This window comes from Micromonospora sp. WMMD1274 (assembly GCF_049179035.1).
GTDB lineage: Bacteria > Actinomycetota > Actinomycetes > Mycobacteriales > Micromonosporaceae > Micromonospora > Micromonospora tulbaghiae.
Map to the genome: position 1 here is coordinate 3432377 of NZ_JBMHMG010000001.1, position 14244 is coordinate 3446620.

General features: G+C 72.6%; 9 protein-coding genes. 6 read left to right on the forward strand and 3 right to left on the reverse strand.

Translation table 11 applies throughout. The features are described from left to right. The first annotated feature begins 31 nt into the window (after nt 1-31). Genes ACN27D_RS16170 through ACN27D_RS16180 form a run of 3 tightly spaced genes read left to right on the forward strand, consistent with a single transcriptional unit; the run spans nt 32 to nt 2774 of the window. On the forward strand, nt 32-568 hold the full coding sequence (locus tag ACN27D_RS16170) for a PadR family transcriptional regulator (RefSeq protein WP_120572135.1): 537 nt from the start codon (nt 32-34) through the stop codon (nt 566-568). Continuing rightward, nucleotides 565-1266, forward strand: coding sequence for an ABC transporter ATP-binding protein (locus ACN27D_RS16175; protein WP_421499401.1), 702 nt, complete (start codon nt 565-567; stop codon nt 1264-1266). The genes ACN27D_RS16170 and ACN27D_RS16175 overlap by 4 nt, the downstream gene beginning before the upstream one ends. Then, the gene (locus ACN27D_RS16180) at nt 1263-2774 is read left to right on the forward strand and encodes an FtsX-like permease family protein (protein ID WP_421499402.1); all 1512 of its coding nucleotides are present in this window, start codon (nt 1263-1265) and stop codon (nt 2772-2774) included. Before ACN27D_RS16175 ends, ACN27D_RS16180 begins: the two co-directional genes overlap by 4 nt. 4 nt (nt 2775-2778) lie before the next feature. On the opposite strand, the gene ACN27D_RS16185 is transcribed toward ACN27D_RS16180, so the two are convergent. Further along, a complete protein-coding gene (locus ACN27D_RS16185; RefSeq protein ID WP_252451919.1) occupies nt 2779-2919 on the reverse strand; it encodes a hypothetical protein in 141 nt (46 codons plus the stop codon). Between the two features lie 15 nt (nt 2920-2934). Next, nucleotides 2935-5028: a S9 family peptidase gene (locus tag ACN27D_RS16190; protein ID WP_421499403.1), complete on the reverse strand. Its 2094-nt coding sequence runs from the start codon at nt 5026-5028 to the stop codon at nt 2935-2937. A 100-nt stretch (nt 5029-5128) separates the two neighbouring features. Between ACN27D_RS16190 and ACN27D_RS16195 the strand changes: the two genes are divergently transcribed. After that, complete coding sequence (locus tag ACN27D_RS16195; protein WP_350814294.1) at nt 5129-6631, forward strand: FAD-binding oxidoreductase; 1503 nt, start codon at nt 5129-5131, stop codon at nt 6629-6631. A gap of 461 nt (nt 6632-7092) precedes the next feature. Here the strand turns inward: ACN27D_RS16195 and ACN27D_RS16200 are convergent, their stop codons facing one another. Further along, nucleotides 7093-9153: a SpoIIE family protein phosphatase gene (locus tag ACN27D_RS16200; RefSeq protein ID WP_421499404.1), complete on the reverse strand. Its 2061-nt coding sequence runs from the start codon at nt 9151-9153 to the stop codon at nt 7093-7095. 170 nt (nt 9154-9323) lie between these two features. On the opposite strand from ACN27D_RS16200, the gene ACN27D_RS16205 reads away from it, so the two are divergent. Together ACN27D_RS16205 and ACN27D_RS16210 are read left to right on the forward strand one after the other, a co-directional pair. Continuing rightward, a complete protein-coding gene (locus ACN27D_RS16205) occupies nt 9324-13688 on the forward strand; it encodes a HAMP domain-containing protein (RefSeq protein ID WP_120572130.1) in 4365 nt (1454 codons plus the stop codon). Next, a complete protein-coding gene (locus ACN27D_RS16210) occupies nt 13685-14242 on the forward strand; it encodes a response regulator (protein ID WP_013473514.1) in 558 nt (185 codons plus the stop codon). Before ACN27D_RS16205 ends, ACN27D_RS16210 begins: the two co-directional genes overlap by 4 nt. Nucleotides 14243-14244: the final 2 nt, after the last annotated feature.

Below are 14244 nucleotides of genomic sequence, written 5' to 3' on the forward strand. Positions count from 1 at the left end.
CACCGCTATTCACTCAGCGAATAGTAGGGCCGTGTCCACATCGCACGTCCTGCTCGGGCTGCTCGCCGCCGGCCCACGCCACGGCTACGAGCTGAAGCGCGCGCACGACGAGCGGCTGCCCCGCGCCCGTCCGCTCGCCTTCGGGCAGGTCTACGCGACGCTGGCGCGTCTGTGCCGCGACGGCCTCGTGGCCACGGCCGGCCAGACCCGCGAGGGCGGCCCCGACCGCACCTCGTACGCGCTCACCGACGACGGGCGGGCGGCGCTGGACCACTGGCTCGGCACCGTCGAACCGCCGATGCCGTACGTGGCCAGCACGCTGTTCGCGAAGGTGGTGGTCGCGCTCCTGGTGGCCGACGTCGACCAGGCCCGCGCCTACCTGATCGCGCAGCGGCAGGCGCACACGCAACGGCTGCGCGAACTGACCGCGCTCAAGACGGCCCCCGGCGCCCGCCTCGACGAGGTGGTCGCCGCCGACTTCGCCATCGCCCACCTCGACGCCGATCTCCGGTGGCTGCACACCACCCTGGACCGGGTCGCCGACTGGCACCGGGAGGTGCGCTCGTGACGTTCCTGCAAGCGCGCGGAGTCGTCCGCGCATACGGTCACACACCCGCGCTGCGCGGTTTGACGCTCGACGTGGCCGAAGGCGAGATCCTCGCGGTCACCGGCCCGAGCGGCTGCGGCAAGTCCACGCTGCTGCACTGCCTCGCCGGCATCCTGCGTCCCGACGCCGGTCAGGTGACCTGGCGCGGGGAACGGATCGACACGTGGTCGGAGGCGGCCCGCTCGCGGCTGCGCCGTACCGAATTCGGGGTGCTGTTCCAGTTCGGTCAGCTCGTCGCCGAGCTGACCGCCGCGGAGAACGTCGCACTTCCGCTGTTGCTCGCCGGCACGGGGCGGCGAGCGGCACGGACCGCGGCGCTGGCCTGGCTGGACCGGCTCGGCGTGGCCGACGTCGCCGACGCCCGGCCCGGTGAGATGTCCGGCGGGCAGCAGCAACGCTGCGCGATGTCCCGGGCGCTCGTCACCGAACCACGGGTGATCTTCGCCGACGAGCCGACCGGCGCGCTCGACACGCTGGCCGGCGAGCAGGTGCTCACCCAACTGGTCCGGCTGGCCCGCGAGCAGCGCACCACGGTCGTGCTGGTGACGCACGAGCCGCGCATCGCCGCGTACGCGGACCGGGAGGTGACCCTGCGCGACGGCATGGTCGACCACACCGGGCTCGGGCTCGACCCGGCGCTGCCGGGCGGGTCACGGTGAGGCCGGGGACGCTGCTGCGACTCGTGCTGGCGGGCACCCGCACCGACGTCGCACGGGTGGTGCTCACCGCGGTGAGCGCCGCGCTCGCGACACTGGCCGGGCTGGCCGCGCTGACAGTGCTGTCGGTGGTCAAGCCGGCCGGCCATGCCTGGACGCAGTCCGAGCAGTACACCAACGCCCTGCTCCGGGAACCCGGCCTGCGCCCCGGCGTCGCGCTCGCGTTGCTGCTGCTCTGCGTACCGGTGCTGGGGCTGGCCGGGCAGTGCGCCCGCCTCGGCGCGCCCGGCCGGGACCGACGGCTGGCCGCGCTCCGGCTGGCCGGTGCCACCCCCGGGCAGGTCACCCGGCTCGCGGTCGCCGAGACCGGCGTGGCGAGCCTGATCGGCACCCTCATCGGCCTGGCCGTCTTCCTGGCCGGACGCCGGCTGCTGCACCGGCCCGACGCGGACGGGCGGCTGCCGCTGCCCACCGACGTGCATCCGGCCCCGGTGGCGGTGGCCGCCGTCGTGCTCGGCCTGCCGCTGGCCGCCGCGCTGGTGAGCGCGTTGCTGCTGCGGCGGGTCGCCACCACCCCGTTCGGCGTCGTGCGCAGGGTCCGCACCCGGGCGCCCTGGCCGTGGCCGGGCGTGCTCATCCTCGCCGCACTGGCGATGTTCGCCGCGATCCGCCCGCTCCTGCTCTGGTACGAGCGGCGTGGCGCCGTGGCACCCGACTGGCTGGTGCCGACGCTGCTGGTCGTCGGCGGGCTGACCGCGATGATCGGCGTCGTCTCGGGCACCGGCTGGATCTCGTACCAGACCGGGCGGCTGCTGCACCGGCACGGACGCGGCCCGGCCGCCCTGCTCGCCGCCCGCCGGCTGGCCGCCGACCCGTGGGCCGGCAGCCGCACCTTCGCCGCGTTGCTGGCCGCGCTGATCTTCGGCGCCGGTGCCGCGGCGCTGCGCGCCGACTTCCGGGCCCAGGCCGAGGTGACCCGTCGCACCGGCTCCGGACTGGCCGACCCGGACTTCTTCCTCGGCGCGATGGACCTGGTCGACCTCGCGGTCGTGGTGGCGATGGCGATCGCCGGCGGTGGGCTGCTCGTGGCCGTGGTCGAGGGGATCACCAGCCGGCGACGGGCGTACGCGGCGCAGGTGGCGACCGGCGTGCCACGCGCCACCATCGGCCGGTCGCTGCTCTGGGCCGCGCTCGCCCCCGCCGTACCCGCGATCGGGCTCGCGCTGACGGTCGGCTACCTGCTGGTCCGGGGCGTCATGCCGGCACCGAGCAACGGTGGCTTCGCGCAGACGATCTGCGACGCCGGTACTGAGCTGTGCGGCGACCCGGCCACCGCGGCGCGGTACACCCGTACCGAATGGGTGCCGAAGACGACTGTCCCGCCGGACGTACCGTGGGATCAGCTGGCCTGGCTCGCGGCGGGCGGGCTGGCGGCGGTGCTGTGCACGGTCGTGGCCGGCCTGCTGTTCCTGCGCGCCGCGACCTCGGTGGAGGAACTGCGCAGCACCTGACCGGTCAGCGGCCGAGCAGTCCGGCGGAGCCGGCGACGGCCAGCCCGATCACCGTCGAACAGCAGCAGACGACCAGCGCACCGGCGACCACCACGAGGAGCAGCCAGGCCGGCGCACGCCGGCCCGGCTGCTCCTCGTCGCTCATCTGCTCCGGAACGGGTCAGGCCCGGCCGACGCGGTCGAGGATCCAGGCGTTCACGAACGCCTCCTCGCGCCAGGAGTCGTACCGGCCGCTCGGGCCGCCGTGGCCCGCGCCCATCTCGGTCTTGAGCAGGTAGTCACCGGCCGGCGCGAGCGACCGCAGCCGGGCGATCCACTTGGCCGGCTCGTGGTAGAGCACGCGCGTGTCGTTGAGGCTGGTCACCGCCAGGATCGCCGGGTAGTCGGCGGCGGTGACGTTCTCGTACGGCGTGTACGACTTCATGTACGCGTAGACCTCGGGGTCGTCGAGCGGGTTGCCCCACTCCTCCCACTCGGTGACCGTCAACGGCAGCGACGGGTCGAGGATCGAGCTGAGCGCGTCCACGAACGGCACCTGCGCGACGATCCCGGCGAACGCGTCCGGGGCGAGGTTCGCCACCGCGCCCATCAGCAGGCCGCCGGCCGAGGCGCCCCGGGCCACCAGCCGGTCGCTCGCCGTCCAGCCCGCCTTCACCAGGTGCCGGGCGCAGGCCACGAAGTCGGTGAACGTGTTCTTCTTGGCCAGCAGCTTGCCCTCGTCGTACCAGCGACGGCCCAGCTCACCGCCGCCCCGGATGTGCGCCACCGCGAAGATCACGCCGCGGTCGAGCAGGCTCAGCCGGGCGATCGAGAACCACGGGTCCATGCTCGCCTCGTACGAGCCGTAGCCGTAGATGACGGCGGGCGCCGAACCGTCGCGCGGGGTGTCGCGGCGGCAGACGAGCGAGATCGGTACGCGGGTGCCGTCGTCGGCGAGCGCCCAGTCGCGGTGCTGCTCGTAGTCGGCCGGGTCGTACGCGCGCCCGTCCGGCCCGGGACGGACCGGCTTCTGCCGGCGCAGCGTCAGCTCCCGGGTCACCAGGTCGTAGTCGTAGACCGAGTCCGGGGTGACGAGCGAGGTGTAGCGCAGCCGGACCTCGTTCGTGCGGTACTCCGGGTTCGCGTCCAGCCCCACGCTGTAGATCGGCTCGGGGAAGTCGATGTCCCAGCTGTCGTCACTGCCCACCGGCAGCACCCGCAGGCCGGTCAGGCCGTTGGCGCGCAGCGACACCACGAGGTGGTTCTCGAACGCGTCGACCGCCTCCAGCCGGGTGCCCGGGGTGTGCGGGATCAGCGGCTCCCACTCGCCCGGCGCGTCCGCCGAGGTGTACGCCAGCGCGAAGTCCTCCGCGCCGTCGTTGTGCAGGATCAGGAAGCGGTGGCCGTGGTGCTCCACCGCGTACTCGATGCCCTGACGCCGCGGGGCCACGACGGCGGGCTCGCCGGTCGGGTTGGACGCCGGGATCACCCACACCTCGCTGGTGATCTTGCTGTGGATGTCGATGACCACGAAGCGCTCCGAGCGGGTCAGCTCGACACCGACCCAGAACCGCTCGTCGTCCTCCTGGTACACCACCACGTCCTCGGTGGACGCCGTGCCGACTGTGTGTCGCCAGACCCGGTTCGGCCGCCACGCCTCGTCCACGGTCACGTAGAACAGCGTGGACGCGTCGCTGGACCAGGCCGTGCCGTAGAACGTGTCCGGCACCTCGTCCGGCAGCGACTCGCCGGTGGTCAGATCCTTGATCCGCAGCGTGAACCGCTCGTCGCCGGAGAAGTCGGTGGAGTAGGCCAGCCAGCGCCCGTCCGGGCTGACGTCGAACGCGCCGAGCGAGAAGAAGTCGTGCCCCTCGGCGAGCTGGTTGCCGTCGAGCAGCACCTCCTCGCCGTCGAGCGGGGCGCCGTCCGCGCTGACCGGGGGCGCCGTCTCGCCCGGCCGGACCGCGCGCCGGCAGTGCACGCCGTACTGCTGACCCTCGACCGTGCGGGTGTAGTACCAGTAGCCGTCCTTGCGGGTCGGCACCGACAGGTCGGTCTCCTGGGTGCGCCGGCGCGTCTCCTCGAACAGCTCCGCGCGCAGCCCGGCCAGGTGGGCGGTGCGCGCCTCGGTGTACGCGTTCTCGGCGTCCAGGTACGCGATCGTGTCCGGGTCGTCCTTGGCGGCGAGCCAGGCGTACTCGTCGAGGACTGTGTCACCGTGATGGACGCGCTCGGTCGGGACGCGCTTGGCGACGGGCGGTGGGGTTTCGGTCACGGCGCCACGTTACCGGTCGCCGGGCCGCCGCCGGGCTCGCCCGCCGACCGAATCCCGCGACTCGCCGCCAGGTCTTTCGAACATGTGTACGATAACCGCCATGGCGGATGCGGCACGTTCCACCGACCGACTCGAAGCCCTCGACATCACCCGGAAGCTGGCCGCGATCTGCGGTGACCCGTTCGCCCGCTTCGCCGGCCCGGCCGACGAGGTGGCCGGCCGTACCGCCCGATGGGTGGCCGTGCCGGGCGGCCCGCACGCCGCGGCGGAGGTGTTGCGGCTGGCCGCCGCGCACGACCTGACAGTGGTGCCCCGGGGCGCCGGCACGAAGATCGACTGGGGTGCCGCCCCCGCGCAGGTGGACATCATGCTCGACACCGGCCGCCTCGCCGGGGTCTGGCACGAGCCGCGCGACGCGGCGGTGGCCGAGATCGGCGCCGGCACGCCACTGCGCGCGGTCCAGGCCACGCTCGCGCGCACCAACCGGCGGCTGCCGGTCGACGCCCCCTCGCCGGGCGCGACGCTCGGCGGGGTGCTCGCCGCCGACGAGTCCGGTCCGCTGCGTCACCGGCACGGCAGCCCGTGCGCCCAGCTCGTCGGGGTGCGCTACCTCGATGCCGACGGCGAGTTGGTGAGCGTCGGCGAGTCCGGCACGGAGGCGCTCGGCCGGGCCACCCCGGGCAGCGGGGGTGGTCGTGCGAGTGAACGGGGTCCGGCGGGCGATGGCGGTTCCGCGGGCTGGGGCGCCGGTGGTGCGTTCGGCGACGGTCCGGGTGGCGGGGACGCGATCCTCGGTCGGGGCGAGGTGCCCGGGCTCGACGTGGCCCGGCTGCTCTGCGGCTCGCAGGGCGGGCTCGGCGTGCTGGTCTCGGCGACCATGCGAGTGCACGCCGTGCCTGCCGGCCGGCTCTGGGTGTCCCGTCCGGTCTGGACGCCGCTGGAGGTGCACGACCTGGTCCGGGCCGTACTGGCCGCAGGCGTCGATCCGGCCGCCGTCGAACTGGACCTGCCGGTGCCGGTGCCGCTGCCCCGGCGTCGTATCCCGGCTACGCACCCGTCGGTGATCAACCGCCCCGACCATCCCGCCGTGACCGGGCGACCCGCGGCGGGCAGCCTGGTGGTGCTGCTGGAAGGCGGCCCGGCCGACGTGACCGAGCGGGCCGAACGTCTCGCCGCCGTCCTCGGCGCCGAGGCGATGATCAGCCACCACGCGCCGGAATGGTGGGGGCGTTACCCGTTCGCGCCCGGCGACACCGCGCTGCGCATCGAGGTGCCGATCAACGACCTGCACGCCGCCGTCTACGCGTTGCGCGACGCCACCGGCAGCCCGGTGCCTGTACGCGGCTCGGCCGGCTCGGGCACCGTCCACGCAGCCCTGTCCGGCGCGCTGCCGCCCGAGCGGGTCGCCTCGATCCTCACCGCGGTCCGCAGTGTGCTGATCGCCCGGCGGGGCCGGTGTGTCGTGGTGGCCGCGCCCGCGGCGGTACGCCGTGCCGTCGACCTCTGGGGCGAGCTGCCCACGTTGCCGCGCCTGCGCAGCGCCAAGGCCCACCTGGACCCGCACCACCGCCTGGCCCCCGGCCGCCTCCCCGGAGGCCTCTGACCAGCCCTCACCCGCCCGGGCACCAGCCTGCCGATGTCCGGCTCACCCGTGCCGGTGCCCTGCTCGACGGGAGCGCCCGCCGGACGCCCTCGCCTGCCCGGCGCCCCCGCCCGTCTGGACGCCCTCGCCTGTCTGGACGCCCTCGCCTGCCCGGCGCCCCGGCCCCCGCACAGCCTCGGTGCCACCCGCGTCCCCCGCCTCCGTCCACGCCCTGCCTCGCCCGGTGATCAAGGACTTTGCGTCAGATTTCGCGCCCCCGGAGAACACAAACTCCTTGATCACCGCCGAAGGGCGACCTGAAGCGCGACGACGGGCGCCTGAGGCGCCCCCCGGCGTGCCGGAGTGGGTTGACCATGAAGTTGACGGGGAGGAAACGGGCGAATTGAGCGGCCAACTTCATGATCGACGGGGTGCCCGCCCGGGCGCGGGGCGTCCCGCCCGGGCGGGGAAGGCGGCGGGGGTTAGGGGGTGTCGTTTCGGAGGACCAGGATGGCTATGTCGTCGCGTGGGGGCTCGACCGAGAAGGCGATGGTGGCGGCGCGCAGCCGGGCGGCCACCACATCGGCCGAGTACCCGGCCAGCGGCGCCGCCGACTCGCGCAGCCGGTCGGTGCCGAACAGCTCCCGTCCGCGCCGCCGCTCGGTGACCCCGTCGGTGTAGAAGATCAGCGCGTCGCCGGGCTTGAGCGTCAGCTCGGCGGTCGGCGTGGTGATCGTGTCGAGCAGGCCCAGCGCCGTACCGCCGGCCCCGACGAACGTCGCGCCGCCACCGCCGTGCAGCAGCACCGGGCGGTCGTGGCCGGCCAGGTGCAGCGAGACGTCGAGCTGGTCGCCGTCGCCGGGTGCGACAGCCGCCAGCGCCAGCGTGCAGTAGCGTCCGCCGCCGCGTTCGACGAGCGTCTCGTTGAGCCGGCCGAGCACCTCGGGCAGCGGTTTGCCGTCGCCGACGAGCACCCGGATCACGTCCCGGACCAGCCCGGTCACGGCGGCGGCCTGTACGCCCTTGCCGGATACGTCGCCGACCACCACGAGCCACCGGCCGTCCGGCAGCGGGAGCACGTCGTAGAAGTCGCCGCCGACTTCCGCGTCGTCGCCGGTCGGGACGTACTCGGCGGCGAAGCCGATGCCCTCGACCACCGGGAGCACCGGCGGCAGCAGGGACTGCTGGAGCGTCTGGGCGACCCGGCGGCGCTCGGCGTGGATGCGGGCGTTCTCGATGGCGAGGGCGGCGCGGCGGGCCACGTCCTCCAGCACCGACACCTCGTCCGGGTCGTGCCGCTGCCGCTGGTGCCGGCCCACGGCCAGGGTGCCGAGCCGCTGGCCACGGGCGATCAACGGTACGGCGAAGCCCTCCATCGGCCCGCCGAGCGGCACCTGGGCGGCGTTGCGGGACGCCTCGCGCAGCCGGGACTGGATCGAGTCGGGGCCGGTCTCCTGGAGGATCCGGTGCAGTTGCGGCAGCATCGCCTCGTCGGCGTGGCTGGACGCGGCGAGGCGCAGCCGGCCCCACTCGTCGGTGGTGTGCACGGCGCACCACTGGCCGAGCCGGGGCACCACGAGCTGCGGTACGAGCGCCATGGTCAGTTCGACGTCGAGCGACTGGGCGAGCAGTTCACTGGCCTCGGCCAGGAACGTCAGCCAGGTGGAGCGGCGCACGTCGGCGCGGCGCAGCCGGTCGTTCTCCAGGTGCAGCGACAGCCGTTCGGCGGCCAGTACGGCGAGCGGCCGGGCGTACGCCGAGGGCGCCGCGTCCAGCTCCAGCTCGCCTGAGTACGGGCGGTGCACCGCCAGCGGTACGCGCAGCAGCTCGTTGCCCTCGCGCGGCGGGCGCCCGTACCGGGCGAAGACCTGGGTGCCGAGTCCGTCGCCCCGGTCGAGCCGGACCGTGCCACCGGCGGCGCCGACCATCTCGGCGACCCGGGTCAGCAGTCCGGTGGCGAACTCGGGCAGTGGCTCGTCGGCGTACGAGTCGGGGGTGAGCTGCATCAGGTCGCTCATGGCCGCGGCGCTCGGCGTACCGTCGCCGTTCCGGTCCGGTTCGGCGACGCGCAGCGGGCCGGCCGACGGCCGGGCGGACCCGCCGGGGCCGGGCCGGTCGAGGCGGAACCAGACGCCCTTGCCGGTGGGCAGGTAGGTCGTGCCCCACCGGCTGGAGAAGTGGTCGACGAGCAGCAGCCCGCGCCCTCTGGTGGCCACCTCGGTGATGTCGGACGTGGTGTTGCGCACACCGACGATCAGCTCGTCGACCGGGCCGGAGGCGAAGTCGGTGACGGTCACGGTGAGGCCGGTGCGGTCGGTGTCGACCTCGATGTCCAGTTCGGTACGCGCGTGTTCGACGGCGTTGGTGGTCAGCTCGGTGGTGAGCAGCAGCGCCTCGTTCAGCAGTTCGGGCAGCCGCGCTTCGAGCAGCATGGTGCGCACCAGCGCGCGGGCCGCCGCGGGGGTGCGGCGGTCGGCGGGGAGGCGGACCCGGCGGACGCGCTCGTCCGCGCCGCCGCTGGCCGGCCCTGCCTCCGCTGACACCTTCGTATCCTCCACCGCGCCCACCCCGGGTGCCAAGCGTCCCGGCGAACCCACCACCCGGGTTGATACCGCACGTGACGCGCGATCACACGCGGTGACCTCGACGGATCGCGCGGCACAATGATGGGATGGCCCGTGTGACCGCACGAGCCCGAGCGGAGCGAGGAACGATGGCCACGGTGAATCAGTCGCTGACCGCGGACCCGTCCGCGTCCGACCACGAGGTGCTCCTCGGTGAACTGGTCGAGGCGTTGCGCCGGGTGGGGCGCGGTGATCTCCGGGTGCGCCTGCCCCGGCGGGCGGGTCTGCCCGGTGAGGTCGCCGACGCCTTCAACGACGTGGTGTCGTTGCAGGAACGGCAGCACCTGGACCTGCGGCGGATCAGCCGGATCGTCGGCCGCGACGGGCGGCTCACCGAGCGCCTGGACGACGAGGGCCTGGACGGCTCGTGGGCGGAGGGGCAGCGGGCGGTCAACTCGCTCATCGACGACCTGGGCCGCCCGACGACCGAGATCGCCCGGGTCATCGTGGCGGTGGCCGACGGCGACCTGTCCCAGCACATGGCGCTGGAGATCGACGGTCGTCCGCTGCGCGGTGAGTACCTGCGTATCGGCCGGACCGTGAACACGATGGTGGACCAGCTCTCGTCGTTCGCCGACGAGGTGACCCGGGTGGCCCGTGAGGTGGGCACCGAGGGCAAGTTGGGCGGCCAGGCCGACGTGCGCGGGGTGGCCGGCACCTGGAAGGACCTCACCGACTCGGTGAACACCATGGCGTCGAACCTCACCGGGCAGGTTCGGTCGATCTCCCAGGTGGCGACGGCCGTCGCGAAGGGCGACCTGTCGCAGAAGATCACGGTCGGGGCGCGCGGCGAGGTGGCCGAGCTGGCCGACACGATGAACTCGCTCACCGACACGCTGCGGCTGTTCGCCGAGCAGGTGACCCGGGTGGCCCGCGAGGTGGGCACCGAGGGCAAGCTGGGCGGCCAGGCCGAGGTGCCGGGCGTGGCGGGCACGTGGAAGGACCTGACCGACAACGTCAACTCGATGGCGTCGAACCTGACCGCGCAGGTGCGCAACATCGCCCAGGTGTCGACCGCTGTGGCGAAGGGTGACCTGTCGCAGAAGATCACGGTGGCCGCCCAGGGCGAGATCCTGGAGCTGAAGGACACCGTGAACACGATGGTGGACCAGCTCTCGTCGTTCGCCGACGAGGTGACGCGGGTGGCCCGTGAGGTGGGCATCGAGGGCAAGCTGGGTGGCCAGGCGCAGGTGCGCGGCGTCTCCGGCACCTGGCGCGACCTCACCGAGAACGTCAACCAGCTCGCCGGCAACCTGACCAGCCAGGTCCGCAACATCTCCCAGGTCTCCACGGCCGTCGCCAAGGGCGACCTGGGTCAGAAGATCACCGTGGACGCGCAGGGCGAGATCCTGGAGCTGAAGAACACGGTCAACACGATGGTGGACCAGCTCTCGTCGTTCGCCGACGAGGTGACGCGGGTGGCGCGTGAGGTGGGTACCGAGGGCAAGCTGGGTGGTCAGGCCCAGGTCAAGGGCGTCTCGGGTACGTGGCGTGACCTGACCGACAACGTGAACTCGATGGCGTCGAACCTGACCAGTCAGGTGCGGAACATCGCGTCGGTCACCACCGCTGTGGCGAAGGGTGACCTGTCGCAGAAGATCACTGTGGACGCGCGGGGCGAGATCCTGGAGCTGAAGTCCACTGTCAACACGATGGTGGACCAGCTCTCGTCGTTCGCCGACGAGGTGACGCGGGTGGCGCGCGAGGTGGGCACCGAGGGCAAGCTGGGCGGCCAGGCGCAGGTGCGCGGTGTCGCCGGCACCTGGCGCGACCTGACCGACAACGTGAACTCGATGGCGTCGAACCTGACCGCACAGGTGCGGAACATCGCGCAGGTGTCGACCGCCGTCGCCAAGGGTGACCTGTCGCAGAAGATCACTGTGGACGCCCGGGGCGAGATCCTGGAGCTGAAGTCCACTGTCAACACGATGGTCGACCAGTTGTCGTCGTTCGCGGACGAGGTGACGCGGGTGGCCCGTGAGGTGGGTACCGAGGGCAAGCTGGGTGGTCAGGCCCAGGTCAAGGGCGTCTCGGGTACGTGGCGGGATCTCACCGACAACGTGAACTCGATGGCGTCGAACCTGACCAGCCAGGTCCGGAACATCGCGTCGGTCACCACCGCCGTGGCGAACGGCGACCTGGGCCAGAAGATCACAGTGGACGCGCAGGGCGAGATCCTGGAGCTGAAGAACACAGTCAACACGATGGTCGACCAGCTCTCCTCGTTCGCCGACGAGGTCACCCGCGTGGCCCGTGAGGTGGGCACCGAGGGCAAGCTGGGCGGTCAGGCCCAGGTCAAGGGCGTCTCCGGTACGTGGCGCGACCTCACCGAGAACGTCAACCAGCTCGCCTCGACCCTGACCACGCAGTTGCGCGCCATCGCGCAGGTCTCCACGTCGGTGACCCGCGGCGACCTGACCCAGCGGATCAACGTGAAGGCGCAGGGCGAGGTCGCCGAGCTGAAGGACAACATCAACCAGATGATCGTCACCCTCCGGGAGACGACCAAGAAGAACGCCGAGCAGGGCTGGCTGGACTCGAACCTGGCCCGGATCGGCGGTCTGCTCCAGGGCCAGCGCGACCTGGGCGAGGTCTGCCGCATGATCATGCAGGAGGTGACCCCGCTGGTGGACGCGCAGCTCGGCGCGTTCTTCCTGGCGGACAGCTCCGAGGGCAGCATGCGGCTGCGGCTCACCGCCTCCTACGGGTACGTGGCACGCGGCCACGACGTCACGTTCGGCCCGGGTGAGGGGCTGGTCGGGCAGGCCGCCCTGTCGCGCCGGACCATCCGGGTCAAGGCGCAGCCGGACGGGCGCCTCGTCGTGCGGTCCGGGCTGGCCGACACGCCCCCGGCCGACCTGGTGGTGCTGCCGGTCCAGTTCGAGGGCGAGCTGCTCGGCGTGATCGAGTTCGCCGGCGTGGCCACGTTCTCCGAGCTGCACCTGGCGTTCCTGGAGCGGCTGGTGCTCACCATCGGCGTCGCGGTCAACACCATCCAGGCCAACCGGCGTACGGAGGAGCTGCTGGCGCAGTCGCAGCGGCTGGCGCACGAGATGCAGGACCAGTCGGCCGAGTTGCAGCGCACCAACGCCGAGCTGGAGGACAAGGCGAAGCTCCTGTCCGAGCAGAAGGCCAACATCGAGACGCAGAACCGGGAGATCGAGCTGGCCCGCCTCGGCCTGGAGGAGAAGGCGCAGCAGCTCACCCGCGCGTCGGCGTACAAGTCGGAGTTCCTGGCGAACATGAGCCACGAGCTGCGTACGCCGCTGAACTCGCTGCTCCTGCTGGCCCGGCTGCTCGCCGAGAACCCGGAGCGCAACCTCAGCGCGAAGCAGATCGAGTTCGCCCGGACCATCCACGGGGCCGGGTCCGACCTGCTGTCGCTGATCGACGACATCCTCGACCTGTCCAAGATCGAGGCGGGCCGGATGGACGTGGAGCCCACCGAGATCCAGTTCGCCGAGATCCGCGGTTACGTGGAGCAGGCGTTCGCGCCGCAGGCTGAGGAGAAGGGCCTGGACTTCCAGGTACGGGTGAGCCAAGACCTGCCGCCCGCGCTGGTCACCGACGCCCAGCGGTTGCAGCAGATCCTGCGCAACCTGCTGTCCAACGCGGTGAAGTTCACCGACAACGGCGCCGTGACGCTGCGCATCGGCCCGGCGGCGGAGAACGCCGTCTTCGACGTGCCGGCGCTGACCAACGCGCAGCGGGTGATCGCGTTCACCGTGATCGACACCGGCATCGGGATCTCCGACGACAAGCTGTCGCTGATCTTCGAGGCGTTCCAGCAGGCGGACGGCACCACCAGCCGCCGCTACGGCGGCACCGGCCTCGGGCTGTCCATCAGCCGTGACCTGGCCCGCCTGCTCGGTGGCACGATCACCGTCTCGTCCGCGCCCGGTCAGGGTTCGACGTTCACTCTCTTCGTACCCGATGTGCTGGCGCCGGACGCGGTGGTGGCGCCGGCGCCACCGTCGCCGAGCCGCGCGGGCCTGCCGTCTTCGCTGCTCATGCCGATGGAGCTGCCGCAGCCGCAGGAGACGCCCGCGACCCGGCGCCTGGACGGCGTGACAGTGCTGATCATCGACGACGACGTGCGGAACGTGTTCGCGCTGACGTCCGCGTTGGAACTGCACGGGATGACCGTGTTGTACTCGGACAACGGGGCGGACGGCGTCCGCCAGCTCGCCGAGCACCCGGAGGTGGACATCGTCCTGATGGACGCCATGATGCCGGACCAGGACGGGTACGAGACGACCGCGCAGATCCGCCGCAACCACCGGTTCGCGGACCTGCCGGTCGTGTTCCTGACCGCGAAGGCGATGCCCGGTGACCGGGAGTCGGCGCTCGGCGCCGGCGGCAGCGACTACATCACCAAGCCGGTGGACCTGGACGAGCTGATCGAACTGATGGCGTCCTGGATCGGCCGGAGCCGAGGCGAGGAGAACGCGTGACGCAGACGGCCAAGGCCCTGCTGGTGGACGACCGGCGGGAGAACCTGATGGCGCTGGAGGCGATCCTCCAGGGTCTCCCGGTGCAGTCGGTCGCGGTGGAGAGCGGCGAGGCGGCGCTCAAGCAGCTCCTGGTGGACGACTTCGCGGTGATCCTGCTGGACGCCCAGATGCCGGACATGGACGGCTTCGAGACGGCCACCCACATCAAGCGGCGTGAGCGCACCCGGCACGTACCGATCATCTTCCTGACCGCCGCGGACAAGGACGCGCAGCTCGCGCTGCGCGGCTACGCGGCCGGCGCGGTCGACTACCTGACCAAGCCGTTCGATCCGTGGGTGCTGCGGGCGAAGGTGACCGTCTTCGTCGACCTGTGGGTGAAGACGCGGCAGCTCGCCGCCCAGTCGGACCTGGTGCGGGAGCGGGATCTCCAGTGGCGGCACCTGACCGACGCGGTGGACGAGGCGACAGCGCTGCTGCGCGCCGACGACGACCCGTCGGCCCGGGACCGCGCGGTGGAGCTGCTGGAGCAGGCGCGCTGGGGCAACACCCGCTGACG

Bases quoted from the DNA above. Each gene is read 5' to 3' on its own strand.
- ACN27D_RS16185 (WP_252451919.1), bottom strand. From the start codon at position 2,919: ATGAGCGACGAGGAGCAGCCGGGCCGGCGTGCGCCGGCCTGGCTGCTC.
- ACN27D_RS16195 (WP_350814294.1), top strand. From the start codon at position 5,129: ATGGCGGATGCGGCACGTTCCACCGACCGACTCGAAGCCCTCGACATC.
- ACN27D_RS16205 (WP_120572130.1), top strand. From the start codon at position 9,324: ATGGCCACGGTGAATCAGTCGCTGACCGCGGACCCGTCCGCGTCCGAC.